We start from the raw sequence: 26,000 nt of genomic DNA on the forward strand, positions 1-26,000 counted from the left end.
GGGCAATATTTACAACGGGATGTCAGTGGGTGGTCAGGCCCGCGGCATTCATGAACATGCGCATCAAGCTGGCCACCACGAACAGGGCCAGGACGCTGCCGGTCCAGATCATCGCCAGCCAGCCCAGGCGTTGCCAGAGCGGCTTTTTCTCGGCCTGTTCGATGTCGTGCAACGAAGGTTTGCCGGACATGAGTCAATCCTCCTAGTGATAACCGTCTTCGTGGGTGACCTTGCCGCGGAACACGTAGTAGCTCCAGAAGGTGTAGCCCAGGATGAACGGGATGATGAACAAGGTGCCCACCAGCATGAAGCCCTGGCTTTGCGGCGGCGCGGCGGCGTCCCAGATCGATACCGATGGCGGGATGATATTCGGCCACAGGCTGATCCCCAGACCGCTGTAGCCGAGGAAGATCAGCACCAGCGTCAGCAGGAACGGCGTGTAGTGCGCATTCCGGGCCACGGCGCGAATCAGGCCGTACATGGTCACCAGCACCAGGATCGGCACCGGCAGGAACCAGAACAGATTCGGCAGGGTGAACCAGCGCGAGGCGATTTCCGGATGAGCCAGCGGCGTCCACAGGCTGACGATACCGATCACCGCCAGCACCACGAATGCCAGGGGCCGCGCGAGGTTGTGCATCTTCTCCTGCAAGCTGCCTTCGGTCTTCATGATCAGCCAGGTGCAACCCAGCAGCGCATACGCCACGATCAAGGCCACGCCGCAGAACATCGTGAACGGCGTCAGCCAATCCAGTGAGCCGCCGGCGAACTGGCGGTCGACCACCGGAATGCCATCAATGAACGCCCCCAGCGCTACGCCCTGGAAGAACGTCGCCGCCAGCGAGCCGCCGATGAAGGCCTTGTCCCACAGGTGACGCTTGTCGTCCTTGGCCTTGAAGCGAAATTCAAACGCCACGCCGCGAAAGATCAGCCCGATCAGCATCAGCATCAACGGCAGGTACAGCGCCGAGAGCACCACCGAATAAGCCAGCGGGAACGCGCCAAACAACGCCGCGCCGCCGAGTACCAGCCAGGTTTCGTTGCCGTCCCACACAGGGGCGACGGTGTTCATCATCACGTCACGGTCAGTCTTGCCCGGGATGAACGGGAAGAGAATGCCGATCCCCAGGTCGAAGCCGTCCATGACCACGTACATCATGATGCCGAAGATGATGATCACGGCCCAGATCAGCGGAAGATCAATACCCATGGCTCAGTTCCCCTTGTTCAAGGTGTCGCCGTGATCGGCATCGGCACTGTCATCAGCCGCCGACAACGGACGGGCCGGTGTGCGTTTCTGCCCAGGACCACCGTGAGTAGGCTCGGTGCTTTCGTGGGTCACAGGCCCTTTGCGCACCAGGCGCATCATGTAGCCCAGGCCCGCGCCGAACAGCGCGAAATACACCACCACAAACAACACCAACGTGATGCTCATCTGCGCAAAGCTGTGGTTGGACGAAGCGTCCGCCGTGCGCATCAGCCCGTAGACCACCCACGGCTGCCGGCCGATTTCGGTGGTGAACCAACCGGCGAGAATCGCGATCAGGCCGGACGGGCCCATCCACAGCGCCAGGTACAGGAACGGCTTGGACGTGTACATCTTGTCGCCACGGCGCAGCCAGAGGCTGAACAGGCCGGTGAAAATCATCAGGAAGCCCAGGCCCACCATGACCCGGAACGACCAGAACACGATGGTCGAATTCGGACGATCCTCAGGCGGGAAGTCCTTGAGGGCCGGCACCTGCTTGTCCAGGGAGTGAGTCAGGATCAGGCTGCCGAGGTACGGGATTTCCACCGCGAACTTGGTTTTTTCAGCTTTCATGTCCGGCCAGCCGAACAGGATCAACGGCGTGGGCTCGTCGCCGATATTCTCCCAGTGGCCTTCAATCGCGGCGATCTTCGCCGGCTGATGCTTGAGGGTATTCAGGCCATGGAAGTCACCGATGACCGCCTGGATCGGCGCGACAATCAGCGCCATCCACATCGCCATCGACAGCATGGTGCGGATCGCCGGGTTGTCCTTGCCGCGCAGCAAGTGCCAGGCCGCCGAAGAACCGACGAAGAACGCGGTCGCGACGAAGGCTGCCGTGGCCATGTGCATCAGGCGGTAGGGGAACGACGGGTTGAAAATCACGGCCAGCCAGTCGGTAGGAATCACCCGGCCATCAATGATTTCAAAGCCCTGCGGCGTCTGCATCCAGCTGTTGGAGGCGAGAATCCAGAAGGTCGAGATCAGCGTGCCGACGGCCACCATCACCGTGGCGAAGAAGTGCAGCTTGCGTCCGACCTTGTTCCAGCCGAACAGCATGACCCCCAGGAAACCGGCTTCGAGGAAGAACGCCGTGAGTACTTCATAGGTCAGCAACGGCCCGGTGACAGCGCCGGCGAAGTCCGAGAAGCGGCTCCAGTTGGTGCCGAACTGATAGGCCATGACCAGACCGGAGACCACGCCCATGCCGAAGTTGACGGCAAAGATCTTCGACCAGAAATGGTAGAGGTCACGGTAGGTGTCGTTGTTGGTCTTGAGCCACAGGCCTTCCAGCACCGCAAGGTAACTGGCCAGGCCGATGGTGATGGCCGGGAACAGGATATGGAATGAGATGGTGAACGCGAATTGAATTCGGGCGAGATCTAGCGCCTCCAAACCGAACATAAGTCTTCCTCTGTCAGGTAATACAGAATGCTGGCTGGAGGCCTGCACCCACTGCCCCCACGGATATGGAGTGTGGCGAATTCAAATTCGTTTCTTTTTATAACCAACCACGCAGGGATTCTGGCCTTGCGGCCGCCAGAGCAATCCCGGCGAAGGTTTTGATCTGGGTCAAGCATTGCTGAAAGAGTAGTCCCATTTTCGCGAGAGCAAGGCGTGGTCTTTTGCCGCGTGACAGGTTGCCTCAGTGGTGAGTGGGCGTTGTCTGTGGTGAGATTGGGCGGGCATGGGGTGTATATCCGTTATTTGGGTGATGGCTTGTATGGGTTCCGCTCTTACAGCGGCTCACTTTTGAAGAGCGCAAAAGTAAGCAAAACGCTCTTGCCCCACCACTCGGCACCTCGCTTGGGCTCGGTGTGCCCGCACTCCGGCAGTACGAAGCGGGCCGCCGCGACGGGGCGTCCCTGCCCCGTCGCGGCTAAACCGGCGTCCTGCCGGTTTACCCGCTCCGTACTGCCTACGTTCGGCCAGCGTGGTTTAACGGGGCGCCTAAGATCAAGATCAAAAGCAGATCAAGGGCACAGCGGCCTACCGGCCGGCTTGAGTGTGGTGAAGCAACAGCAACTGCCAAATCAAAAGCTAAAGCGGGCACGGTCCAAATGTGGGAGCGGGCTTGCTCGCGAAGGTCGTTAACGATGACGTGGGCATTCTGGTTCAACGCGGCGGTCTCAGGTTTTTCGCGAGCAAGCCCGCTCCCACAGAAAAGCAGCCCTGCTTTCGCTCTGGATCTTGCCCCTGCTTCTCACACTCAAGCCGGCCTGTAGGCCGCTGTGCTCTGGCTTTTGATCTGCTTGTGATTTTGATCTGCGGGCCCCGTCAACCACGATGGCCGCAAGTAGGCACGGTGGAGCGGGTAAATCGGCAGGGAAGCCGATTTAGCCGCGCCGGGCCATGGATGGCCCGTCGCGGCGGCCCGCGGAACCGGGCCGGAGTGCGGGCATGCCGAGCCTAGGCGAGGCACCGAGTGGTGGGGCAAAGACCTTTTGGTTACTTTTGGGGCGTTTGCCAAAAGTGACCCGCTGTAAGAGCGGAACCATAAGTGGCCGTTACCGAAGAAACGGATATGTACTCAGCCAGACTGAACATATCTCATCCCCCCAACCCACCACGCAACTATTGGTTACAAGTTGGTGATAACCTCACCGTTCCCCCACCCAGACCCGTCTCCCCGATGCCCAGTGAACCCGCGCTGCTGTTACGTCATCACCGCCCTTTCATCGCGTTCTGGCTGGCGCGGATCTTCACCGCCAGCGGCTTCCAGATGCTCACCGTGGCCATCGGCTGGAACCTCTACCAACTGACCGGCAACGTGCTGGACCTGGGTTTGGTCGGCCTGGTGGAATTCGTGCCGCGGGTACTGTTCATGCTGCACACCGGCCATGTGGCCGACCGCTATGAACGGCGCAAGGTCGCAGCCATCTGCCAGACCGTTCAAGCGTTGATCGCGCTGTCCCTGGCAATCGGCGGACTCACCGGCAATGTCACCCGCGAGATGATTTTTATCTTGGCGTTCCTGCTGGGCGCAGCCCGCTCGTTTGAAATGCCCACCACCCAGGCCATGCTGCCGAGCATCGTGCCCACTGCACTGTTTCCCCGCGCGGTGGCGTCGTCGCAGTCGGCACAACAATTGGCCACCATCGTGGCGCCGGCTCTGGGCGGTTTGTTGTACGCATTCGGCAGCGTCTGGGTGTACGGCCCCACGGTGGTGCTGTACCTGATCGCCTGCGTGCTGACCCTCAACCTGCCTGCGCGCCAGACGCCGCTGAACAAGGCCAAGGCGACCATGGATTCGTTGCTGGCCGGGATTCGTTTTATCCGCAGTCGGCCAGACATCCTCGGGGCGATTTCCCTGGACCTGTTTGCCGTACTGCTGGGCGGCGCCACCGCGTTGCTGCCGGTGTTTGCCAAGGACATTCTGCTGACCGGCCCATGGGGCCTCGGGCTGCTGCGTTCGGCGCCAGCGGTCGGGGCATTGTTGATGTCGTTGTGGCTGGCACGGTTTGCCGTGGACCGGCACGTCGGGCGGATCATGTTTACGGCGGTTGGGGTGTTTGGCGTAGCCACCATTGCATTCGGCCTGTCGACCTCGTTCTGGTTCTCCCTGGCCGTGCTGGTGGTATTGGGCGCAGCGGACATGATCAGCATGGTGATCCGCGCCTCGTTCGTGCAACTGGAAACCCCGGATGAAATGCGCGGCCGGGTGAGCGCGGTCAACGGGCTGTTTATCGGCGCGTCGAATCAGTTGGGCGAGTTTGAGTCCGGGATTACCGCCCACTGGTTCGGCACCGTACCCGCCGTGGTCATGGGCGGCATCGGCACGCTGTTGGTGACTGGGGTCTGGATCAAACTGTTCCCGACCCTGGCCAACCGCGACCGCATGCATGTGCCGGTGGAAGAACCCGCCAAGGTTTAGAACACCTTGTCGAGGGTGACGGGAAAGTCCCGCACCCGCTTGCCGGTGGCGTGATACACCGCGTTGGCCACCGCCGCAGCAACTCCGACAATCCCGATCTCGCCGACGCCCTTGGAACCCAGGGCGTTGACGATCTCGTCGTGTTCTTCGACAAACAGCACATCAATCTCGCCGATATCCGCGTTTACCGGGATGTGATACTCGGCCAGGCTGTGGTTCATATAGCGGCCCAATTGATGGTCAATCTGGGTCTCTTCATGCAACGCCATGCCGATGCCCCAGACCACACCGCCGAGAATCTGGCTGCGGGCCATCTTCGGATTAACCACCCGCCCGGCCGCAATCGCACTGACCACCCGGCTGACCTTGATCGTGCCCAAGTCCTCATCCACCCGCACTTCGACGAACACCGCCGAATGAGTGGCAGAGGCATAGCCTTCGCGCTGTTTGCCCGGCTCGCAATCCACCTGTACTTCCAGTGCTTGCTCGCCGCTGTCCTGCACCAATTGCGCCAGGGAGATGCGCTGGTCCCCGGCATGCAACTGGCCATTCTCGAAGCGCGCCGACTCTGCATCTTTAAAAGCCGGATACGTCTTGCGCGCAATATCCAGCAGCTTGGCATTCAACGCCTCGCACGCCTGCTGCACCGCGCTGCCCACCGACGACACAGTAAACGAGCCACCCTGCAACGGCGCCGTCGGCAGTGATGAATCCCCCAGCAGGAACGTCACGTCGCCCACCGGTACGCCACTGGCCTGGGCCGCAATCTGGACCATGACAGTGTAAGTGCCGGTGCCGATATCGGTGGTGGCACTGCTGACCGTGAGCTTGCCCAGGTGATCGATTCGCGCCTTGGCGCTGGCCTTCATTTGCATCGCTTCCCATACGCCGCCGGCCATGCCCCAACCGATCAGTTGGCGACCGTCGCGCATGCTCCGTGGTTCCGGGTTGCGCTGGCTCCAGCCGAAACGCTCGGCACCTTCGCTGTAGCACTCACGCAAGGCTTTGCTGGACCAGGGCTTGTCTTCGTTCTGATTGCGCTCGGCGTAGTTAATCAGCCGCAGTTGCACCGGGTCGATGCCCAGGGCGCAGGCCAGTTCGTCCATGGCGCACTCCAGGCCGATCACCCCGAGCGCCGCGCCGGGTGCGCGCATGTCCAACGGCGTGAACACATCCAGCGGCACCAGTTTGTAGGTCAACAGCACGTTATCGCAGTGATAGAGCATGCCGCTCCACTCCACCACGTGCTCACTGAAATCCTCGAAGCGCGAAGTCTGGCCGATGGCGGTGTGGCCCAGGGCGAGCAAGCGACCATTCGCGGCTGCGCCCAATTGCAGGCGCTGCAAGGTGCGCGGGCGATAGCCAAAAGTGAACATCTGCTGGCGTGTAAGAGTGACGCGCACCGAACGCTTCAGGGCCAGCGATGCCATCACTGCCAGCGGCAACTGGTACTGCGGCCGCAAGCCGGAACCGAAGGCACCACCGACAAACGCAGCGAAGATGCGCACCTGGCTTTTATCCAGGCCGAAGACTTTCTGCACGTAAGCCTGGCAGTTCTGCGGGCCCTGGGTCTTGTCGTGGATATGCAGGGTGCCGTCCGGCTGATACAGCACGGTGCTGGCGTGGGGCTCCATCGGGTTGTGGTGCTCGATGGGCGTGCTGTAGTGCAGGTCCAGGCTCGTGGCGGCGCCGGTCCATTCAGCCTGGAAGTTGCCGCGCGGCTTGGGCGGTGTTTGCGGCGATGGGTGCGCCTGGTCCTGCAAGGCCAGCAGGTCGGTCTCGGCAGGCTCGGCGGCGTATTCGATCTCCACCAGAGAGCCGGCATGACGCGCCAGTTCCAGATTATCGGCAATCACCAATGCCAACGGCTGGCCGCTATACAGCACGCGGTCGTTGTACAGCGGGCGAAATGGCGAGCCGTCGGCGGCATCGGCATCGGCGTAGCTGTCGTCGTAGCTGGCGAGTTTCGGGCGGTTGAGGTGATCAAGCACCATCATCACCCCGGGCAGCGCCAGGGCTTTGGAAGCATCGATGCGGACAACCCGGCCCTTGGCGATGTTGCTCGACACCACGCTGCCGTGCAGCAGGCCATCCTCGGGGAATTCCCCGGCATATCGCGCTTGCCCGGTCACTTTGAGCAGACCGTCCACCCGGTCCAACGGCTTGCCGATCGCACTCATGATGTGGCTCCCGCAACAGCGGCATCGCTCAGGGCACGAATGATCGCGCGGCGTGCCAGTTTGATCTTGAAGCCGTTGTGCTCCAGCGGCTCGGCGTCCAGCAGCAACGTTTCGGCGGCAGTGCTGAAGGTTTCGCGGCTGACGGACTGGCCGATCAGCGCGGCTTCCACCGCGCGATCACGCCAAGGCTTGTGGGCGACGCCGCCCAGGGCCAGGCGCGCGTCTACGATCACATCGCCTTCCAGTTCCAACGCTGCCGCAACGGATACCAAAGCGAAGGCATAAGAAGCGCGGTCGCGGATCTTCAGGTAGTGGCTGTGGGCAGCCAGGTGGTCAGCGGGCAACTCGATCGCAGTGATCAACTCATCATCGGCCAACTGGTTATCCCGCTGGGGTGCATCCCCCGGCAACCGATGAAAGTCGGCGAACTCGATGACCCGCGCACCGCCCCGGCCCTGCACATGCACCCGGGCATCCAGCGCGGCCAGGGCCACGCACATGTCCGAAGGATGGGTGGCGACGCACTGGTCGCTGGCGCCGAGAATCGCGTGAATGCGGTTCAAGCCAACTCTCGCCGGGCAACCGCTGCCTGGCTCGCGTTTGTTGCAGGGCACGGCGGCGTCATAGAAGTAGTAGCAACGGGTGCGTTGCAACAGGTTGCCGCCGGTGCTGGCCATGTTGCGCAATTGCGGCGAGGCGCCGGCGAGGATGGCTTGGGACAACAACGGGTAGCGTTGTTCGATCAGTGGGTGCCACGCGAGGTCGGCGTTGCTCACCAGGGCGCCGATCATCAGGCCGCCTTCGGTGGTTTCTTCCACGTCACGAAGCGGCAGGCCGGTGATATCGATCAGGTGCTCGGGGCGGCTGATGTTTTCTTTCATCAAGTCCAACAGGTTGGTACCACCGGCAATAAACCGCGATGCCGGGCTGACCAGGTGCACCGCCTCCTGCACATCCAGCGGTTTGCTGTAATGGAAGGGATTCATTGCTCACCTCCCTGCGCACGGCACGCCGGCAAGGCTTCTTCGATGGCATCGCGGATGTTGTTGTAGGCGCCGCAGCGGCACAGGTTGCCGCTCATCAGTTCCTGGATTTGCGCGGTGTCGTGGGCGCGGCCTTCACGGGCCAGGCCCACCGCCGAGCAAATCTGCCCCGGCGTGCAGTAGCCACACTGAAAGGCGTCGTGCTTGATAAAGGCCTTTTGCATCGGGTGCAGGTCTTCGCCCAAGGCCAGGCCTTCGATGGTGGTCAATTCGGCACCGTCGCACATCACCGCCAGGGTCAGGCAGGCGTTCACCCGTTTACCGTTGAGCAACACGGTGCAGGCGCCGCATTGGCCGTGGTCGCAGCCCTTCTTGGTGCCGGTCAGGTCCAGTTGCTCGCGCAGCAGGTCCAGCAGAGTGGTCCAGGGCAATACATCCAGTTGGATGTCCCGGCGATTGAGGGTCATGCGTATCGGATGGCTGACGAACGGCTTGGCCGCCGCGCCGGTGGGGGTCACGCTCATAAACACCTCACGGATTGGTGTGCAATCGCGGCGTTCAGGAAAGTCGCCGTCTTAGCGGTCCGACTTCCGGAGTTTATGAGCGTTCAAGGCAATTGATGGGTGGCGATCAGCGAATGCTGAGGGTGGTGACCAATTGGTTGCGCGGTGGGTTGATCGAGGTGTTGCTGTACTGGAACGTGCCGCCGGCTTCGACATCCAGCTGGAACGTATAGATGTAGCCCATCAACGTTCCCGCGCCGCTGCACGCCTGGCTGATGGAGCCGACCTGGCAGATGGCGGTGCTGGTGCCGGACACCGGCGCGCCGTCGAAAAACGCCTGGGAGCTGTTGCCCAGGCCGACTTCCATCACGTACACCAGCGTCTGCCCACGGTGCGTGCACATCTGGGTGCTGGCCGCCCGTTCAGGGATGGTTTCCGTGCAATTGGCCGACTGCACCTTGAACACCCGCACCTCGCTCAACGCCGGTGCAGGCGCGCCCCACGCCGGTGCTGCACCGAGCCACAGGCCGATACAACCGAACAGAGCTAGACTCCAGGCGCTGGCTTTTTTCATGCTGTCGATGACCCTGTAATAAACGTCGGCGCAGTATGCCTCAAGGCCATGATCAAGCCTATGCGCCACTGGCCCTCGGCTGCTGGTATGATGCGCCGCTTTTTCCGATCCTCTCTGGAACCACAGCCGCTTGGCGCAGTTTGTGCTTTGACTTAGAGGTCAACAAATAACGACGCAAAATAGCGTCACAGGGAGCAGGCATGCTGGAAAAGCTGTTTCAACTCAAGGCACACAACACGAATGTGCGCACCGAGATTCTCGCGGGCGTCACCACCTTCCTGGCCATGGCCTACATCCTGTTCGTCAACCCGAGCATCCTCGGCGAGACCGGCATGGACAAGGGCGCGGTCTTTGTCGCGACCTGCCTGGCGGCGGCCATCGGTTCCACCGTGATGGGCCTGATCGCCAACTACCCGATTGCCCTGGCACCGGGCATGGGCCTCAACGCGTTCTTCACCTACACCGTCGTCCTGCACATGGGCCATACCTGGCAAGTGGCGCTGGGTGCCGTGTTCATCTCGGCGGTGCTGTTCTTCCTGCTGTCGATCTTCCGCATCCGCGAATGGATCATCAACAGCATCCCGCTGCCGCTGCGCTCGGCGATTGCGGCGGGTATCGGCCTGTTCCTGGCGTTGATCGCCCTGCACAACGCCGGCATCGTGGTCAGCAACCCGGCCACCATGGTGGGCCTGGGCGACCTGAAACAACCGGCACCGATCCTCGCCACCCTCGGCTTCGCGCTGATCGTTGCGCTGGAAGCCCTGAAAGTGCGCGGCGCAGTGTTGATCGGCATCCTGGTGGTGACCATCGCCTCCATCGCTTTGGGTTTCACCCCGTTCGGCGGCGTGATGTCGATGCCACCTTCGCTGGCCCCGACCTTCCTGCAACTGGACATCAAAGGCGCCCTGGACATCGGTCTGGTGAGCGTGATCTTCGCGTTCCTGTTCGTCGACCTGTTCGACAACTCCGGCACCCTGATCGGCGTCGCCAAGCGCGCGGGTCTGATGGGCAAGGACGGCCACATGCCGAAAATGGGCCGTGCGCTGATCGCTGACAGTACCGCGGCCATGGCCGGCTCGCTGCTGGGCACCTCGACCACCACCAGCTACATCGAATCGGCTGCGGGCGTGAGCGCCGGTGGCCGTACCGGTTTGACCGCCGTTGTGGTCGCGATCCTGTTCCTGCTGGCGCTGTTCTTCTCGCCACTGGCGGCCAGCGTTCCGGCCTTCGCCACCGCGCCGGCGCTGTTGTTTGTTGCCGTACTGATGACCTCGGGCCTGGCCGAAATCGACTGGGACGACATCACCGTCGCCGCGCCGGTGGTGATCACCGCCCTGGCGATGCCATTCACTTATTCCATCGCCAACGGCATCGCCTTCGGTTTCATCGCCTGGACCGCCATCAAGCTGCTTTCGGGCCGCTACCGTGAGCTGAACCCGGCGCTGGTGATCCTGTCGATTCTGTTCGTGATCAAGCTGGGCTGGTTCAACGCATGACTTTTGACGCCGCAAGCTACACCGTTCAACTGGAAGAAAAGGTCACGCGCTTGCGTGACCTGCTGGCGCCGTTCGACGCGCCAGAGCCTCAGGTTTTCGACTCGCCGTTGCAGAACTTCCGCCTGCGGGCGGAGTTCCGCCTGTGGCGCGAAGAGGGTCAGCGCCACTACGCAATGTTCTCCCAGGACGACAAGCGCACGCCGATCCTCATCGAAGAGTTCCCGATTGCCAGCCTGCGCATCAACCAGTTGATGCCGCAGCTCAAGGCCGCCTGGCAAGCCAGCGCCGCCCTGAGCCACAAGCTGTTCCAGGTGGAGTTCCTCACCACCCTGGCCGGCGACGCGATGATCACCCTGTGTTATCACCGCCCGCTGGATGAGCATTGGCATACGGCAGCGAACAAGCTGGCGGCTGATCTGAATGTCAGCATCATCGGCCGTTCGAAGGGCAAGCGTGACGTGATCGGCCGCGATTACGTGGTGGAGAAACTCGACGTCGGCGGTCGCACCTTCAGCTATCGCCAGCCGGAAGGCGCGTTCACCCAGCCCAACGGCACCGTGAACCAGAAGATGCTCAACTGGGCGTACGACGCTTTGGGCGAGCGCAGTGATGACTTGCTCGAGCTGTATTGCGGCAACGGCAACTTCACCCTGCCCCTGGCCACCCGCGTGCGCAAAGTGCTGGCCACCGAAATCAGCAAGACCTCGGTGAATGCGGCCCTGAGCAACCTCGATGAAAACGCGGTGGATAACGTCACCCTGGTGCGCTTATCTGCTGAAGAACTGACCGAAGCCTTGAACGAAGTGCGGCCGTTCCGACGCCTGCACGGCATCGACCTCAAGAGCTACGAATTTGGCAGCGTGTTCGTCGACCCGCCGCGTGCCGGGATGGATCCGGACACCTGCGAGCTGACACGGCGCTTCGAGAACATCCTGTACATCTCCTGCAACCCGGAGACGCTGGCGGCGAACATTGCGCAACTGCATGACACGCACCGGATTACCAAGTGCGCATTGTTTGACCAGTTCCCGTGGACGCACCATATGGAATCGGGTGTGTTGCTGACACGGCGTTAAATCCCCAGGACCGCACAGATCAAAATGTGGGAGCCGTCGGGCTTTAGCGAGGCCGCGATGGCGGTGGGTCAGACAAAAAAATGTCGTCAGTCCCGCCGCCATCGCAGCCTCGCCAAGGCTCGACAGCTCCCACAATGGATCGGTGTGTTGGCAAATATCGCCATCATGCCGACGGCTGGAAATACCCCGCCAACGCCCGCAGGTCCTGCTCGTTCAGCAACCCCGCGAAATACTTCAGCTGTATCCGCGCCAGCAGATACGCATGCCGCGCATCCGCCAGGTCGCGGCGTGCAGTGAACAGTTGTTGCTCGGCATCCAGCACATCGAGGTTGACGCGCTCGCCACCGGTCACGCTTTTCTTCGTCGCCGTCACCAGGGCGGTGGCCGAGCTGACCGCCATTTCATACGCCCGCACTTTGGCCGCGCCGCTGGTGTTGAGGTTGAATTGCTTGCGCAGTTCGATCAGCGTCTTGGCGGTTTGCGCGTCCAGTTCATATTGCGCCTGGGACAGTTGATTCGCGGCCTGACGGGTTGACGCCGACACCGAGCCACCGGCAAACAGCGGCAAGCTCACCTGGATGCCAACGCTGTTTGTGTCGTACTTCTGGTTGTAGCTGCTTTCCGAGTCGGAACTGGTCTGGCGACTGCTCGCATACAGGCTGACCTTGGGCATGTGCCCGGCGCGCTTGCGCTCCACTTCGTACTCGGCGGCGTCCAGCGCGTGGTGCTGGGATTTGAGTTCCGGGTTGTTGGCCATCGCCAAGTCGCGCCAGGTTTCGAAACGACTGGGTTCCAGCGGCGCGATCTCGAATTGTCGCGTCAGCGGCGCCAGTTCTTCTATCAGCAGCGGCTCACCGACGATCGCTTCCAGCTCGCGCAAGGCCGCGTCCTGGGTGTCCAGCGATTCGATCTCTTCGGCCTGGGCCAGGCTCAGGCGCGCCTGTGTTTCCAGCACATCGGTGCGGGTGCCCTCGCCGCCTTTGAGCAACCGTTCATTGAGTTGCAGGCGCTCGGCATACGCGCGTTTCTGGGCGCGGCTCAGCTCGATCCGCTCCTGGGCCAGCAACGCCTGGCTGTAGGCGCTCAACACCCGTACCGCCAGTTCCTGGCTCTTGCCGCGAAAGCGCTCATCGGCAAACAGTGCCTGCGCTGCACCCTGGCGATAGCGCGCATAGGCTTCGTAATCGAGCAGCGGTTGCTGCAAGGTCAGGGTCGACGCATAGCTGCGGTAATCTCGGTCGCTGGTGACATTGCCCACCGCCGTCGACTGGGTGACTTCGGATTCGTTGCGCGAGTTGTTGTAGCTCCAGGACAGGTTCGGCAGCAGCCCGGCGCGGCCAATGATGCGGTTTTCTTCGCCTGCTTCACGCTCCTGGATCGCTGCCTGGAACGTCGGATCATTGCGCAGGGCCAGGTCATAGGCATCGAGTAATCCCAGCGCCTGGACCGAACCGCTACAGGCACAGCACAGGCTGAATACCAGCGCCTTCATTCTTCCACCAACGCCATGTGAGTCCGATCCAGCAAGGGTTTGAACAGGTAGTTGAGCATCGAGCGCTCACCGGTTTTGACGAACGCTTCCACCGGCATGCCCGGACGAATCTGCAAGCCGCCTAGCTGGCGCATGCCGGCGGCGCTGACCTGGGCGCGCACGGTGTAATACGGTTCGTCGGTGCGCTCATCGACCTGGCGGTCGGCCGACACCAGCGTCACTTCACCGGCAATGCGCGGCGTGGTGCTCTGGTTGAAGGCCGAGAACAGCAGCTCCACCCGCAAGCCCGGGTGCACCTTGTCGACCATCTGCACCGGCACCCGCGCCTCCACCAGCAACGGTTCGCCCTGGGGCACGATGTCCATCAACGCCTGGCCGGGCTTGATCACGCCACCTTCGGTGTACACATCCAGCCCAACCACCACGCCGGCCGCCGGCGCGCGCACCAGGCTGTTGGCCAGTTCGAACTCAGCCGAGGCCAGGCGGTTGCGCAGGTCGTCGCTGCGGGTACGGGTTTCCGCCAGTTGGCCGCGCAGGTCTTTCTGGAAGTCTTCGCCAAGCTGGCGGATGCGCAGGCGCAGCTCGAGAACTTGCCGTTGCAACTGGCCAATGCGGCCGAAATCCTCGGCAATCGCGCCGTCGAGTTGGGCGTACAGGCGTTCACTTTCCAGCAGCCGGTTGCGCGGAATGTAGCCGTCCCGCGCCAGCTCCCGCAGGCCTTGCAGTTGTTCATTCATCGCGGTGCGTTGCAGCACTTTGCTGGCCTGGGAATCCCGCGTGCCACGCAGTTGCGCCTCGGCCCCGGCGATGGTTTCCCGCAGGCCTTGCTGCTCGGTAGCCAGGGCTTGGGCACGACTGCTGAACAGTTGCCGTTGCAGGCTCAAAGTGGCGGCGGCCTCCGGATCGCTCAGCAGCTCGGGACCAAAAACGATGGCCGACAAGCCTTCACTCTCCGCACTCAAGCGCGCTTCGCTGGCCTGTGACGCAATGAACTGGCTGCGCAAGGACTGCATCTGCCCGCGTAACGGCGTTTCCTTCAAGCGGATCAATACCTGGCCGGCACTCACCACCTCGCCATCGCGCACCTCGATCCGCTCGACGATCCCGCCCGCCGGGTGCTGCACCGTCTTGCGGTGCCCCGAGACCATGACCTTGCCGGACACCGCCACGCCTTTGTCCAACGGTGCCAGTGCGGCCCAGCCGAGAAACCCGGCAAACCCACCGAGCACCAGCAACCAGCCCAGACGCGCGTACTTTTTATCGTCCAGCGCCAGCACATTGTTCACCGGCGGCACACTGTTGTCCGCCACAAGCACAGGTCGATTCATGCTTTTTTTCCTTCACCGAGGCGGTAGCTCATGCTCATCGTCGACACCGGTTTGGGCGGCGCTGCTGCAGGTTTCTGCGTGGCCTCCAACACCCGAACAGTCGGCCCGAACGCTTGCAGCTGGCCGTCCCGCAGGATCAACAATTGATCGGTCAGGGTCAGCACGTTGGTCTTGTGGGTGATCAACACCAGCGTGCGGCGCTGCGCCTTGAGCGAGGCGATGGCCTGCAGCAAGGCTTGCTCGCCGGCTTCGTCGAGATTCGAGTTGGGCTCGTCCAGCACGATCAGCGCGGGCAAGCCGTAAAGCGCCCGCGCCAGTGCGACACGTTGCCTCTGCCCGCCGGACAAGCCGGCACCGCCCTCACCCAACTGGGTGTCGTAGCCTTGGGGCAGTTGCAAAATCAGTTGATGCACGCCGGCCATTTGTGCGGCGGCGAGGACTTTGTCCGAATCCACCGCGCCGAAACGCGCGATGTTGTCGGCGATGCTGCCGGCGAACAGTTGGATGTCCTGTGGCAGATAACCAATGTGTGGGCCGAGTTGCTGCTTGTCCCATTGCGCCAGGTCCGCGCCGTCCAGCCGCACCTTGCCGGCCATTGGTGCCCAGGCCCCCACCAGCAAGCGCGCCAGCGTCGACTTGCCACAACCGGACGGCCCGATCACGCCCAGCACTTCACCGGCAGGAAGACTGAAGCCGAGGTTGGCCAGCGCAGGTCGACGACTGCCCGGCGCACACGCGCTCACCTGCTCGACCGTCAACTGGCCGCTGGGCGCCGGCAAGCTCATGCGCTCCGTGCGCGCCGGGTTGGCCGCCAGCATCAATGACAAACGCTCATAGGCCAGGCGTGCCGAACTCCACTGTTTCCACACGCCGATCAACTGGTCGATGGGGCTCAATACCCGCCCCATCAGGATCGAACCGGCGATCATCATCCCCGGCGTAATCTCACCCTGCACCGCCAGCAACGCGCCCAAACCGAGGACCAATGACTGCAACGCCAGGCGCACGCCCTTGGACCAGGCACTGATAGCGGCGGTCTTTTCACTGGCCAGGTTCTGCGCCGCAAGAAACGCCTGGTGCTGGGTAAACCAGCGTGCGCGCAAGGTCGCCAGCATGCCCATGGCTTCGATGGTTTCGGCATTGCGCAGGTTGGACGTGGCCTGCTGGCTGGCGCTGATGGACAGTTGCGTGGCCTGGGCCAACGGCGCCTGGCAGATGTGCTGGTTGGCCCAGGCGAAGGCCACCAGGATCACCGCGCCGGCCAGGGCCAGCAGGCCGAGCCAGGGGTGGAACAGGAAGATCACCAGCAGGTACACGGGGAACCACGGCGCATCAAAAAACGCGAACAGCGCCTGGCCGGTGGCGAACTGGCGCAAGGCCGTCAAGTCGCTGAGCGCCTGCCCCGCCGCCTGGGTGCTGCCCTTGAGTTGTGCCTCGAACGCGGCGTCGTACACCCGCTGGTTCAAGCGCATGTCCATCTGTGTACCGAGGCGGATCACCACCTGGCTGCGCACCCACTCCAGCGCGCCCATCAAGCCGAACAAGCCGAGGATCATCAGCGTCAGCATCAACAGGGTCATCTCGTTGCCGGAGGCCAGCACCCGGTCGTAGACCTGCAACATGTACAGCGCCGGGGCCAGCATCAACAGGTTGATCACCGCCGAAAACAGGCCGATGTTGAGGAAGCCGCTTTTATAGGCCGTGAGGGCGGCCAGGGTTTCGTTGCCGGCATGGCGCATCGGGGGGATTCTCTGGGGGAAATCGGGAAACACCGAAAGGCCGATGAAGGCGTGATCCTTCATCGGCTTGTTTCATGCAGCCAAGGGCATCAGGCGGCCAGGGCAAAGTCCTGAGGCACGTCTTGCACGCCCACCAAAGCCACATCGGCCGCCGCGAACGACGTCGAATCCACATGCGCCACACCCGCTGCAGCCAGCTGGTCGAAGGTGGAGTTGACCGACAGGCTTGGGTCGATGTCCTTGAGCAGGGAATCGATTGCCGAGGCGAGTGCCGAACTGTCGCCGCTCATCAGGCCGTAAACGATCTGGTGCACCTGGCCCGCACGGCCTTCAGACTGCAGGCTCTCAAGGCCCAGGTTGGTGAAGCTGACTTCCTGGTCGGCGAGGCTGTAGCTACCGCCGGCAGCGCCGCCCGTCAGGACAGTGCCCAGGTTGAGGGCGTCGAGCGAACCCCACAACGTGTGCGACGGAGGGTTGAACAGGGTGTAATGCAGGTCGCCGTCAGCGACCACCGCCGCATTGCTGACCGTGCTGGACACGCCATATTGGGTACCGTCGAACGGCCCAGGATTGAAACCACCAGTGTTCGCCCCCTCTTTGACCGAACCTTCACGGTGGTTCAGGTCGCCAAAGTAAGCCGACCAGTCGCTCAGGTACTCGGCAACGGTATTAGCGGCATAGGCCGTGCTGTATGAAATAGAAATGCTCATGCAAAACTCCAAGTCATGGGGTGGTAACTCCGCAGCAAGCCAGTGCCTGCTGTGGCTTTGCCCGTCACTGGGCAAAATCGGTCAGAACTGATATTCAACGGTGCCCTGCAGGGTGCGCCCACGGCCGAGGGTGAAGGCCAGCACGTCGCCCAGCGGCACCAGGTACGCCCGGTCGGTGACGTTTTCCATGGCCAGGCGCAGCGTCAACTGATCAGTCGCACGGTAGCTGCTGTAAAGGTCGTAGACGGTGTAGGGCTTCCAGTCAGCGGGGTAAACGCCGGTTTGCGAGGTGGTCACGCCGACGCCGCCTTTCACGTAGTAACCGGCGCTGTAGCGGGCGCGGACACCCACATCCAGCTTGCGCTCGAAGAAACGCGCGCCCAGCGTCGCGGTGCCACGGTCCATCGGCATGTGTTCGGAGGAACCCAGGATGGCGTTGCAACCCACGGCGGCATTGGCCACGTTGTCCGGCACCATGGCGTCCACCGGCCTACGGTTACCTGGCCGGCTCTGGATCTTGGTCACGCCGCCGAGCCAGGCGGTGTTGCTGCAGAACTTGTTGCTGCCCAGCATGCGGGTGTAGTTGACCTGGCCGTAGGCAAACCCGGCGTCGTAATCCAGTTGGTACTCGAGGCCGCGAAAACGGGTGGTCTCCAGGTTGTTCACATACGCCGCATTGCCAATGTTGGCGATGCCATAGCCTGGCGGCTGTACCCCCAGGGCCATGTAGGAGAAGTCGTCGACGCGGGTGTTGAAGTAGGACACTTTCACGCCCACACGGTCGCCTTCCAACAGCAGGTCTTGCTTGAGCACGTTGAACCCGACCTCCCACGCCGTGGACTTCTCAGGCTTCAAGTAGGGGTTGGGCAGGATCGATTCCGAACCACCGCCATGGGGCCGCCCGCTGACCATGGTTTCGGTGACCGCCGGAGGGCGCCAGCCCTTGCCGTACGTGGCGAACAGTTGCAACCAGTCGACACCCGGCTTGATCGACAGGCCGAAGGTCGGCGAGAAATGCCCCTCCTCCCGATCAATGTCGTAGCCCACGGGTACGCCGATCTGGCGGGTGGTGCCGATGATGAATGTGCGGGTGTTCAACCCGGTCTCGCCCCGCAGTCGATAGCGGTCGTAACGCAGCCCGGCATTCAGGTTCAGCCAGTCGTCGTAGTCGTAATCCAGGCGACCGAACAGGCTGCCCATCGCCCGATCACCTTTCGGGGTGATGCTTTCCAGCGCCGAGGCCTCAACCGCAGAGCCAGCCTCCACCGGTTGATTGGAGTCCGGCCGGACCTTGTCGTAGAAAAACTCCAGCCCATAGTTGGCCTTGAGCACGGACAGCTCGCTCAAGGCAAAGGTCGAGGTGTTCTGCGCCTGTACGCCATAAGTGTCGGTTTGATAGGTAACGTCGTAGCCAGGTGTGCGACCGCGGGCCAGCGTGGACTGGTCATTGCGGGTGTCGACGGCGTAGAGCTTGGCCTTGAAGTCGATCAGCGGATTGTCCGGCGTGTAGCTGTAGTCCAGCGCGAGGTTCTGTGCCTTGACGTTGCTGCTGCCCAGCTTTTCCCATAATTGAGGTTTTTCGGCGGTCATCATGTTGACGTCGTCGTAGTCGACTTCGGTCAACAGGTAGCTCAGTTGCAAACGCTGGTCAGCCGGCAGGTTGAGACCGAGCTTGAGCAAACGCGAACGCATCACCGAACCCGAATAGGCGACCTGGGTATTCTTGATGCGATCCTGGCTGGCCGGTATGAACGCCGTGCCGGTACGCAGGTCGCCGATGCTGCCCTGGGTGCCGGGGTCGTAATCCCCCAGATGACGCTCACTGGCCGCCACCAGCATGTCCCACACATCGGTGCCGACGGCAAACGCCGAACTGCCGATAAAGTGCGTACCGTTGCTGAGCCCGCCGAGGCCCGTGGTGACACGAATGCGCCCGCCGATTTCCTTGCCGTCCTTGAGCAGGTCAGCCGCCTCCACGGTACGGAAATTGGCAATCCCGCCAATCACTCCCGCACCGCCCATGGTGGAGGTCGCGCCCTTTTCGATCACCACCTCGGACAACAACTCCGGGTCGACATACAGCGTGCCGTTACGTTGCTGGTGACCGCTCTGCTGATAATTCTGACGCATGCCGTCGACCGACATGTTGACCCGGCCATAGTCCTGGATCCCGCGGATATTCACCGACAGGCCAGGGTCTTGCTGGCTGACCGCCGAGTAGACCCCGGGCGCCTCTTCCAGCATCTCGGCCGCATGGCGCGGCGGGTTGCGATCCAACTGCTCGCGCCCCACCACACTGACCGAGCGCGGCGATGAGTAGACCCAGTCATTCTGGTGCTGGCCAGTGATCGTGGTGGTCGCCAATGCCAGCGCAGCGTTGGCCGGCTGCTCAACCCGGGTCAGGGTGACCTGGCGGGCGCCGGTAAAGCGGTACTCCACCGGCGCGGCACCGAGCAGACGGCCAAGGCCTTCGTGCACGCTGAAGTTGCCCTTGAGCGCAGTGCTGCTCAAGCCTTGCAGGCGCTGGCTGTCGAACAGCACCCGCAAGCCGGCCTGGTCGGCGAAGCTCAGCACGGCACTGCCCAAGGGTTGCGCGGCGATGTCGAACATCAAGGTAGCGGGCTGCGATGCACCGGCCGGCGCCTCGGCGGCCTGCACCTGGCAGGCAGAGGCAAACAGCCCCAAGTGAATGGCGAGGGCCAACCGGCTGCCGGTGTTACGCCCCTTGGTGATTGCAGACATCTACGTTATCCCTTGGCTGACCATTCTTGTTTATGCGAATACTTCTCACTTAATAGGACGTGTCAGGCGCGGGAACTCAGTAAGGTTTTTTTGAAAGTTTTTTCGAAGGGCGTAAATGGGGCCCGGCGGCCCCGTTAATAGATCAGGCTAAGCCCCGCCAGATCGAGGCGCTGCACCTGCAATTCTTCGGTCAGGGTACCGAGGGCCGTGTCGAGCATGTCGAGACGGAACACACCGCTGACTTCACGCGTGCCCAGGTCGGCATCGGTCAGCACCACCTTGCCAGGCCGGTAGCGGTTGAGTTGCTCGATGACCTTGGCCAGTGGCAAGCGATCGAAGATCAGCACGCCCCGGCGCCAACTGGTGGCGCGCTCCAGGTCGAGGTCGTCGAGGGCAACCACGCCGTTTTCGGGACTGTAGCGCGCAGCCTGGCCTTCCTTGAGTACGGTTTCTTTCTGCGGCAGCGCCTGCAGCGTCACCGCCACACTGTGCTGCAACACGCCGACCCAGGCCTGCCGGTCATCTTCCCGCTCGACCACAAACCGCGTGCCCAAGGCGCGGGTTTGCCCGCTGGCGCTCTGTACCACGAACGGCCGTTTTTCCTCACCGGCCATCGGCGCCACATCAAAGATCGCCGAACCCTTGATCAGGCTGATGCGCCGCTGCACACCGTCAAACTCCAGCTTGATTGCACTCGCAGAATCCAGCTGCACGCTGCTGCCGTCGGCCAGGTGCACGGTGCGCACTTCGCCCTTGTGGGTCACGTAATCGGCCTGCAGGTGCAGCAACGCCTCGGGCCCGCGCACCCAGCCGACGCCGGCCACCACCAGCAACAGCGCGACACTCGCCGCCACGCGCCACGGCTTGCGGCGCCGGGAGCCGCGAACCAGCGCAGCGGCGGCTGGCCGCTGGCGATGCACCGTCTCATCGCGATGCACCTCGCCCAGCGCCGCCCACGTCTGCTCGGCAAAGCGCAGCGCCGCTTCATGGCGGCTGTCCCTGGCGATCCATTGGCGCAGCTCGGCTTGCTCCTGATCGGTCAGGGCTCCGGCGTGCAGGCGCACCGCCCAATCGGCAGCCGCCTCGGTAATGCTGTGCTGTTGCGGACCAGGGCTATTCACGTGTGAATCTCGAGTTTTTCGTTATGTAACGCTGTGACGTTTGACCCCAGGTTTGTCGGTAATTCATTCGTCGGATGGCCCCGCCTCGCCTTCCTGCAAACGCTGCATGACATACGCCAGCGCCTTGGCCAGGTGCTTTTGCACTGAGCTGTCGGAAATATCCAGATGCCGCGCGACCTGGGCATGCGTCATACCCTCGATGCGGTTGAGACGGAAAATCTGCCGGGTACGCTCCGGCAATTCCGCCAGCGCTTGCTTCAATGCTTGCCGCTGTTGCTGCGCCATTGCCTGAGCCTCCAACCCGGCCATCTCATCTTCAATCTCGGCCAGCGCCTCATGGGGCACGGAGTCGGTCTTGCGCCGCGCTTCCTGGCGAATATGGTCGATCAGCAGATTGCTGGCCGTGCGATAGAGATAGCCCTGGGAGTTGTCGATGCGCTCGCCGACCGGCTTTTGCGCCAGGCGCAGGAAACTCTCCTGCACCAGGTCTGCGGCCAACTGCGGGTCCCGTACCTTGCGCGCGAGATACCCGCGCAGGGTATCGGCGTGCTTGAGAAACAGGCCTTTGAGATCCACGTCCGACAAACCGACTCCCTGGAATGTAAAGGAAACAGGCGGGCATCTTAAGCGTTGTCGAGAATGATTTTCAATTGATATCAACTCCGATCCACACAACTGTGGTTTTCATTCTGCGTTCGGTAATCGAACGGTTCCCACCCAGGCGATTGACCAAATTAACCATTCAGTACATTTTATCGGCATACATAAAAATAACAGTGGAGAACCCTTCATGCCCCCTATCGTGCTGGTGCTCAACGGCCCCAATCTCAACCTGCTCGGCACTCGCGAGCCCGCCACTTATGGCCACGAAACCCTGGCCGACCTCGCCGCCCTGTGTGGCCGCAGCGCTGAACAGCTCGGACTGAAAGTCGAATTCCGCCAGACCAACCACGAAGGCGAATTGCTGGACTGGATCCACGGCGCCCGCGCCCGTTGTGCCGGGATTGTGATCAACCCGGCAGCCTGGACCCACACCTCAGTGGCGATCCGCGACGCACTGGTGGCCAGTGAAGTGCCGGTGATCGAAGTGCATTTATCCAACGTGCATGCGCGGGAAGCGTTCCGTCACCACTCGTTTGTGTCGCCGATTGCCAAGGCGGTGCTGGCCGGTTTTGGCAGCCACGGTTATCACCTGGCCCTCGAACATTTCAGCAAGACCTTGAAGGGATGAACCCGGTGTCCAAACGTCGAATTCTCGCCGGCCTGATAGGCGCCGGCATCCAGGCTTCCCGCACCCCGGCCCTGCACGAGCACGAAGGTGACGCCCTGGGCTTGCGTTACCTGTATCGGCTGATCGACCTCGACCAGTTGCAGACGGATACCCGCGCCCTGCCCGACCTGTTGATGGCCGCCGAGCAAATGAACTTTACCGGCTTGAACATCACCTACCCATGCAAGCAGGCGATCCTGCCGTTGCTGGATGACCTTTCGCCCGAGGCGCGGGGCATCGGTGCAGTGAATACCGTGGTGCTTTGCGACGGTAAACGCATCGGCCACAACACCGACTGCCTGGGCTTTGCCGAAGGTTTTCGTCGCGGCTTGAATGATGTGGCTCGCACGTTCGTGGTGCAGATGGGCGCGGGCGGTGCCGGCGCGGCAGTGGCCCATGCGCTGCTGGGCGAGGGCGTGGAACGCTTGAGTATCTTCGACGTGGATGCCGAACGCGCCCGCAGCCTGGCGGACAACCTCAACCAGCATTTTGGTGCCGGTCGGGCCCAGGCCGGCAATGACCTGGAAAGCGCCATGGCCGAAGCCGACGGCCTGGTGAATACCACACCGATGGGCATGGCCAAGCTGCCGGGCATGCCCGTGCCGCTGGGCACCTTGCGCGCCGACTTGTGGGTGGCGGAGATTGTGTATTTCCCGCTGGAAACCGAACTGCTGCGCAACGCCCGTGCCTTGGGCTGCCGCACCCTGGATGGCGGCAACATGGCGGTGTTTCAGGCGGTGAAAGCGTTTGAGTTGTTCAGTGGCGAAGTGGCAGATGCAGACCGCATGCTCGCGCACTTCCAGAGCATGACCACCCAACTGTAGAAACCGGATCAGAAATGTGGGAGCGGGCTTGCTCGCGAATGCGGTGGATCAGCCAAACATCCGGCGACTGACGCTCCGCCTTCGCGAGCAAGCCCGCTCCCACATTTTGCTCAGTGTTGAACTCAGGCCTGCAAATAGCGCAACACCGACTCGCAGATCATCGCCCGATGCCGCTGCTTGACCGCCTCATCCGACAACTCGATCTGAAAGATCTCGCTGAAGGTGTGGCGGTTGGACACTCGATAAAAGCTGAACGAGTTGATCAGCAAGTGCACGTCCAGCGGCTCCAGCCCTTCGCGGAACAGTCCCATCTCCGCACCCCGGCGTAACGTGGTGCCGAGGGCTTCGAGGATGTTGCTGTTCATCGCCTTGATCGACGTCGACTGCTTTACGTACTCGGCGTTATGAATGTTCTCGATGCTCACGATCCGCACAAAATCCACGTTCTGATCGTGGTGATCAAAGGTGAATTCCACCAGCCGGCGAATCGCTTCCCGAGGCTCCAGGGCCGTCAGGTTCATCCGGGTCTCGGTGTTGCGAATGTCGCCGTAGAGCTTCTCCAGCACCTCGACGTAGAGCTGCTCCTTGCTGCCGAAGTAGTAATAGATCATGCGCTTGGAGGTCTGGATACGCTCCGCGATCGCGTCCACTCGGGCGCCGGACAGACCCTGCTGAACAAACTCGACGATGGCTTCCTGGAGAATGTTCTCGCGGGTCTTTTCCGGGTTGTTCTTGCGGCTCTTGCGCGGCGCAGTGGCCGCGGCGGGAAGCTCGGAAGTCAGGGTCATGGTGCGCTCACGGCCTTAGGTGCAGGCGGTGATTATGGGCCGCGCCGCACGCCGAAGGAAGCGCCAGCACCTTACAACCTGGCCTGGCGCACCGCACCGCTGCGGGACTTGGCCATGGCCGCCAGGCGCACCGCCACGTTGGCCGCGCCGTAACCGGTGTAACCGTTCTTGCGCTGGATGATCTCGAAGAAAAACCGGCCTTCGAACGGCTCGGTGTAAACGTGAAACAGCTCACCGCCTTGGGCATCGCGGTCGTACAGCACGTTGTAGTACGCCAGCTGGCTGAGGAACTCGTCGTCGAAATCAAACCGCGCTGCCAGGTCATCGTAGTAGTTCAGCGGAATATCCAGCAGCGGCACGCCGGCATCCTTGGCCCGGCTGACCTCGGCGAAAATGTCTGCACAGTCGAAGGCAATGTGGTGCACGCCCGAGCCTCGATAGCTCGACAGCGCGTGGGAAATCGCGGTGTTGCGGTTCTCGGAAATATTCAGCGGCAGGCGAATCGAGCTGCAGCGACTGCGCAGTGCCCGGCTTTTCACCAGGCCGTAGGGGTCGGGCAGCACCACTTCGTCATCGGCTTCGAAATCCAGCAGGCTTTTGTAGAACAGCACCCAGCTGTCGAGGCTGTCGGCAGGCAAGGCCATCGCCATGTGGTCGATGCGCAGCAGGCCGCCGCTGGCGGTACTCGCGGTTTGCAGGTTGAAATCGGTGTCGTAGAGGCCGCCTTCGTTCTGGTCGACGAGGTAGATCAGGCTGCCATCCGGTGCGCGTACCGCCGCCAGCTCCAGCTCGTTGGGGCCGACTAACCCGCGATACGGCTGGCCCTTGTAGGCCACCGCACGTTCCAGGGCCTTGGCGCTGTCCTTCACGCGGATCGCCGTGGCGCACAACGACGGGCCGTGGGCCTCGAAGAAGTTGTGGGCAAAGGAATAGGGTTCACAGTTGAGGATCAGGTTGATATCGCCCTGGCGCAGCAGGCTCACGCTTTTGGAGCGATGCTGCCCGGCCTTGACGAAGCCCAGGCGCTCCAGCCATGAAGTGAGCTTGGCACCGAGGTTTTCATCCACGGCAAATTCCAGGAATTCAATGCCGTCGTATTCGCTGGCGGCCGGGGTTTCAAACAGAATCTCGGGGATCGGTTTGGCTTCCTCCGCCAGCCGCTGCCGGGTCTTCTCTTCGAGGTACAGCAGCGAGCGCAGGCCGTCGGCGGCGTTGGCCCGGGTCGGCGCGGCGCGGAAGCCGTCGTTGAAGATTTCCAACGACAACGGCCCCGTGTAGCCGCTCTTGATGATTGGGGCGAGAAAGCCCGCCAGGTCGAATTCGCCTTGCCCGGGGAAGCAGCGGAAATGCCGGCTCCACTCCAGTACATCCATGGCCAGGATCGGCGCGTCGGCCATCTGCACAAAGAAGATCTTGTCGCCGGGAATCTCGGCGATGGTGCTCGGATTGCCCTTGAGGGACAGCGTGTGGAAGCTGTCGAGCAACACGCCCAGGCTCGGGTGATCGATCTTGCGCACCAGGTTCCACACCTGCTGCCAGGTGTTGACGTGCCGGCCCCAGGCCAACGCTTCATAGCCAATGCGCAGGCCACGGCGGCCAGCGTGTTCGGCCAGCAGGCTCAAGTCATCCAGCAGAATGCTTTCATCGCCAACGGAATCGGCTGACGCGTTACTGCACACCAGCACCAGGTCGGTGCCCAGTTCCTGCATCAAGTCGAACTTGCGCTCCGCCCGCTCCAGATTGCGCGCCAGGCGGTCGCGGCGGCAGCCTTCAAAATCCCGAAAGGGCTGGAACAAGGTGATGGCAATGCCGAGGTCGGCGCACATCTGCCTAACTTCCCGCGGGCTGCCGTCGTAATAAAGCAGATCGTTTTCGAAGATTTCCACGCCGTCAAACCCGGCGGCCGCGATGGCTTCGAGTTTTTCCGGCAGGGTTCCGCTCAAGGAAACGGTGGCGATGGAGCGTTGCATGGGGCGACTCCCGGCATTGAGGCATGTCTTATTTACGGCAAATTATTGGCCGCTAGACTCGACACAGCAATTGAAATGTAC

At 62.3% G+C, this 26,000-nt stretch carries 21 protein-coding genes; 5 read left to right on the top strand and 16 right to left on the bottom strand.

Features of this window, described 5'->3' with window-relative positions; genetic code table 11:
• Positions 1 to 22 precede the first annotated feature (22 nt).
• From ACA046_RS28465 to ACA046_RS28475, 3 genes are read right to left on the bottom strand one after another with little or no spacing between them, the layout of a single operon-like run.
• A complete protein-coding gene (locus tag ACA046_RS28465; protein WP_003215809.1) occupies positions 23 to 190 on the bottom strand; it encodes a DUF2474 domain-containing protein in 168 nt (55 codons plus the stop codon).
• 12 nt (positions 191 to 202) lie between these two features.
• Positions 203 to 1,210 carry a cytochrome d ubiquinol oxidase subunit II gene (cydB, locus tag ACA046_RS28470; protein ID WP_008432810.1) on the bottom strand — a complete coding sequence of 336 codons (1,008 nt, stop codon included), beginning with the start codon at positions 1,208 to 1,210 and terminating at the stop codon, positions 203 to 205.
• 3 nt (positions 1,211 to 1,213) lie between these two features.
• Positions 1,214 to 2,653 carry a cytochrome ubiquinol oxidase subunit I gene (locus ACA046_RS28475; RefSeq protein WP_076014038.1) on the bottom strand — a complete coding sequence of 480 codons (1,440 nt, stop codon included), beginning with the start codon at positions 2,651 to 2,653 and terminating at the stop codon, positions 1,214 to 1,216.
• A gap of 1,228 nt (positions 2,654 to 3,881) precedes the next feature.
• Between ACA046_RS28475 and ACA046_RS28480 the strand changes: the two genes are divergently transcribed.
• Positions 3,882 to 5,123: an MFS transporter gene (locus ACA046_RS28480; protein ID WP_076014039.1), complete on the top strand. Its 1,242-nt coding sequence runs from the start codon at positions 3,882 to 3,884 to the stop codon at positions 5,121 to 5,123.
• Here ACA046_RS28480 and ACA046_RS28485 read toward each other — a convergent pair.
• From ACA046_RS28485 to ACA046_RS28500, 4 genes are all read right to left on the bottom strand, one after another.
• Positions 5,120 to 7,303, bottom strand: coding sequence for a xanthine dehydrogenase family protein molybdopterin-binding subunit (locus ACA046_RS28485; protein ID WP_459023940.1), 2,184 nt, complete (start codon positions 7,301 to 7,303; stop codon positions 5,120 to 5,122). The genes ACA046_RS28480 and ACA046_RS28485 overlap by 4 nt on opposite strands.
• Positions 7,300 to 8,289 carry an FAD binding domain-containing protein gene (locus tag ACA046_RS28490; RefSeq protein WP_497675388.1) on the bottom strand — a complete coding sequence of 330 codons (990 nt, stop codon included), beginning with the start codon at positions 8,287 to 8,289 and terminating at the stop codon, positions 7,300 to 7,302. The genes ACA046_RS28485 and ACA046_RS28490 overlap by 4 nt, the downstream gene beginning before the upstream one ends.
• Positions 8,286 to 8,810, bottom strand: a complete 525-nt coding sequence (locus tag ACA046_RS28495) for a (2Fe-2S)-binding protein (RefSeq protein ID WP_497675389.1) — start codon at positions 8,808 to 8,810, stop codon at positions 8,286 to 8,288. Before ACA046_RS28495 ends, ACA046_RS28490 begins: the two co-directional genes overlap by 4 nt.
• A gap of 106 nt (positions 8,811 to 8,916) precedes the next feature.
• Positions 8,917 to 9,363, bottom strand: coding sequence for a DUF4879 domain-containing protein (locus tag ACA046_RS28500; protein WP_017477850.1), 447 nt, complete (start codon positions 9,361 to 9,363; stop codon positions 8,917 to 8,919).
• Positions 9,364 to 9,563: 200 nt separating this feature from the next.
• Between ACA046_RS28500 and ACA046_RS28505 the strand changes: the two genes are divergently transcribed.
• Positions 9,564 to 10,859, top strand: a complete 1,296-nt coding sequence (locus tag ACA046_RS28505; RefSeq protein ID WP_063026981.1) for an NCS2 family permease — start codon at positions 9,564 to 9,566, stop codon at positions 10,857 to 10,859.
• Positions 10,856 to 11,935, top strand: coding sequence for a tRNA (uridine(54)-C5)-methyltransferase TrmA (gene trmA, locus ACA046_RS28510; protein ID WP_318302233.1), 1,080 nt, complete (start codon positions 10,856 to 10,858; stop codon positions 11,933 to 11,935). Before ACA046_RS28505 ends, trmA begins: the two co-directional genes overlap by 4 nt.
• Before the next feature lie 163 nt (positions 11,936 to 12,098).
• On the opposite strand, the gene ACA046_RS28515 is transcribed toward trmA, so the two are convergent.
• The 7 genes from ACA046_RS28515 to ACA046_RS28545 all read right to left on the bottom strand — a co-directional run bounded on the left by ACA046_RS28515 (position 12,099) and on the right by ACA046_RS28545 (position 21,652).
• Complete coding sequence (locus tag ACA046_RS28515; protein ID WP_497675390.1) at positions 12,099 to 13,427, bottom strand: TolC family outer membrane protein; 1,329 nt, start codon at positions 13,425 to 13,427, stop codon at positions 12,099 to 12,101.
• Entirely contained in the window at positions 13,424 to 14,755 is a 1,332-nt protein-coding gene (locus ACA046_RS28520; protein ID WP_497675391.1) for an HlyD family type I secretion periplasmic adaptor subunit, read from the bottom strand. Before ACA046_RS28520 ends, ACA046_RS28515 begins: the two co-directional genes overlap by 4 nt.
• The gene (locus ACA046_RS28525; RefSeq protein ID WP_497677146.1) at positions 14,752 to 16,494 is read right to left on the bottom strand and encodes a type I secretion system permease/ATPase; all 1,743 of its coding nucleotides are present in this window, start codon (positions 16,492 to 16,494) and stop codon (positions 14,752 to 14,754) included. Before ACA046_RS28525 ends, ACA046_RS28520 begins: the two co-directional genes overlap by 4 nt.
• 89 nt (positions 16,495 to 16,583) lie before the next feature.
• Complete coding sequence (locus ACA046_RS28530; RefSeq protein ID WP_459023951.1) at positions 16,584 to 17,204, bottom strand: heme acquisition protein HasA; 621 nt, start codon at positions 17,202 to 17,204, stop codon at positions 16,584 to 16,586.
• An 81-nt stretch (positions 17,205 to 17,285) separates the two neighbouring features.
• A complete protein-coding gene (locus ACA046_RS28535; RefSeq protein ID WP_497675392.1) occupies positions 17,286 to 19,946 on the bottom strand; it encodes a TonB-dependent receptor in 2,661 nt (886 codons plus the stop codon).
• A 134-nt stretch (positions 19,947 to 20,080) separates the two neighbouring features.
• Entirely contained in the window at positions 20,081 to 21,067 is a 987-nt protein-coding gene (locus tag ACA046_RS28540) for a FecR family protein (RefSeq protein ID WP_497675393.1), read from the bottom strand.
• Positions 21,068 to 21,130: 63 nt separating this feature from the next.
• Complete coding sequence (locus ACA046_RS28545; RefSeq protein ID WP_093204841.1) at positions 21,131 to 21,652, bottom strand: RNA polymerase sigma factor; 522 nt, start codon at positions 21,650 to 21,652, stop codon at positions 21,131 to 21,133.
• Positions 21,653 to 21,857: 205 nt separating this feature from the next.
• Here ACA046_RS28545 and aroQ point away from each other — a divergent pair, with 205 nt between their 5' ends.
• Both aroQ and ACA046_RS28555 read left to right on the top strand, forming a co-directional pair.
• Positions 21,858 to 22,298 (top strand): type II 3-dehydroquinate dehydratase, encoded by a 441-nt coding sequence (gene aroQ, locus ACA046_RS28550; RefSeq protein WP_087693554.1) that lies wholly within the window; start codon positions 21,858 to 21,860, stop codon positions 22,296 to 22,298.
• Positions 22,295 to 23,161, top strand: a complete 867-nt coding sequence (locus ACA046_RS28555; RefSeq protein ID WP_497675394.1) for a shikimate dehydrogenase — start codon at positions 22,295 to 22,297, stop codon at positions 23,159 to 23,161. The genes aroQ and ACA046_RS28555 overlap by 4 nt, the downstream gene beginning before the upstream one ends.
• A gap of 122 nt (positions 23,162 to 23,283) precedes the next feature.
• On the opposite strand, the gene ACA046_RS28560 is transcribed toward ACA046_RS28555, so the two are convergent.
• Together ACA046_RS28560 and quiC are read right to left on the bottom strand one after the other, a co-directional pair.
• Positions 23,284 to 23,949: a TetR/AcrR family transcriptional regulator gene (locus ACA046_RS28560; RefSeq protein WP_076014048.1), complete on the bottom strand. Its 666-nt coding sequence runs from the start codon at positions 23,947 to 23,949 to the stop codon at positions 23,284 to 23,286.
• Between the two features lie 71 nt (positions 23,950 to 24,020).
• Complete coding sequence (gene quiC, locus ACA046_RS28565) at positions 24,021 to 25,919, bottom strand: 3-dehydroshikimate dehydratase QuiC (RefSeq protein WP_497675395.1); 1,899 nt, start codon at positions 25,917 to 25,919, stop codon at positions 24,021 to 24,023.
• Positions 25,920 to 26,000: the final 81 nt, after the last annotated feature.

This window comes from Pseudomonas sp. LBUM1641, from assembly GCF_059716235.1.

Bases quoted from the DNA above. Each gene is read 5' to 3' on its own strand.
- ACA046_RS28500 (WP_017477850.1), bottom strand. From the start codon at position 9,363: ATGAAAAAAGCCAGCGCCTGGAGTCTAGCTCTGTTCGGTTGTATCGGC.
- trmA (WP_318302233.1), top strand. From the start codon at position 10,856: ATGACTTTTGACGCCGCAAGCTACACCGTTCAACTGGAAGAAAAGGTC.
- ACA046_RS28465 (WP_003215809.1), bottom strand. From the start codon at position 190: ATGTCCGGCAAACCTTCGTTGCACGACATCGAACAGGCCGAGAAAAAG.
- ACA046_RS28480 (WP_076014039.1), top strand. From the start codon at position 3,882: ATGCCCAGTGAACCCGCGCTGCTGTTACGTCATCACCGCCCTTTCATC.
- ACA046_RS28495 (WP_497675389.1), bottom strand. From the start codon at position 8,810: ATGAGCGTGACCCCCACCGGCGCGGCGGCCAAGCCGTTCGTCAGCCAT.
- ACA046_RS28560 (WP_076014048.1), bottom strand. From the start codon at position 23,949: ATGACCCTGACTTCCGAGCTTCCCGCCGCGGCCACTGCGCCGCGCAAG.
- aroQ (WP_087693554.1), top strand. From the start codon at position 21,858: ATGCCCCCTATCGTGCTGGTGCTCAACGGCCCCAATCTCAACCTGCTC.
- ACA046_RS28530 (WP_459023951.1), bottom strand. From the start codon at position 17,204: ATGAGCATTTCTATTTCATACAGCACGGCCTATGCCGCTAATACCGTT.
- quiC (WP_497675395.1), bottom strand. From the start codon at position 25,919: ATGCAACGCTCCATCGCCACCGTTTCCTTGAGCGGAACCCTGCCGGAA.
- ACA046_RS28525 (WP_497677146.1), bottom strand. From the start codon at position 16,494: ATGCGCCATGCCGGCAACGAAACCCTGGCCGCCCTCACGGCCTATAAA.
- ACA046_RS28535 (WP_497675392.1), bottom strand. From the start codon at position 19,946: ATGTCTGCAATCACCAAGGGGCGTAACACCGGCAGCCGGTTGGCCCTC.
- ACA046_RS28485 (WP_459023940.1), bottom strand. From the start codon at position 7,303: ATGAGTGCGATCGGCAAGCCGTTGGACCGGGTGGACGGTCTGCTCAAA.
- ACA046_RS28505 (WP_063026981.1), top strand. From the start codon at position 9,564: ATGCTGGAAAAGCTGTTTCAACTCAAGGCACACAACACGAATGTGCGC.
- cydB (WP_008432810.1), bottom strand. From the start codon at position 1,210: ATGGGTATTGATCTTCCGCTGATCTGGGCCGTGATCATCATCTTCGGC.
- ACA046_RS28490 (WP_497675388.1), bottom strand. From the start codon at position 8,289: ATGAATCCCTTCCATTACAGCAAACCGCTGGATGTGCAGGAGGCGGTG.
- ACA046_RS28520 (WP_497675391.1), bottom strand. From the start codon at position 14,755: ATGAATCGACCTGTGCTTGTGGCGGACAACAGTGTGCCGCCGGTGAAC.
- ACA046_RS28515 (WP_497675390.1), bottom strand. From the start codon at position 13,427: ATGAAGGCGCTGGTATTCAGCCTGTGCTGTGCCTGTAGCGGTTCGGTC.
- ACA046_RS28475 (WP_076014038.1), bottom strand. From the start codon at position 2,653: ATGTTCGGTTTGGAGGCGCTAGATCTCGCCCGAATTCAATTCGCGTTC.
- ACA046_RS28555 (WP_497675394.1), top strand. From the start codon at position 22,295: ATGAACCCGGTGTCCAAACGTCGAATTCTCGCCGGCCTGATAGGCGCC.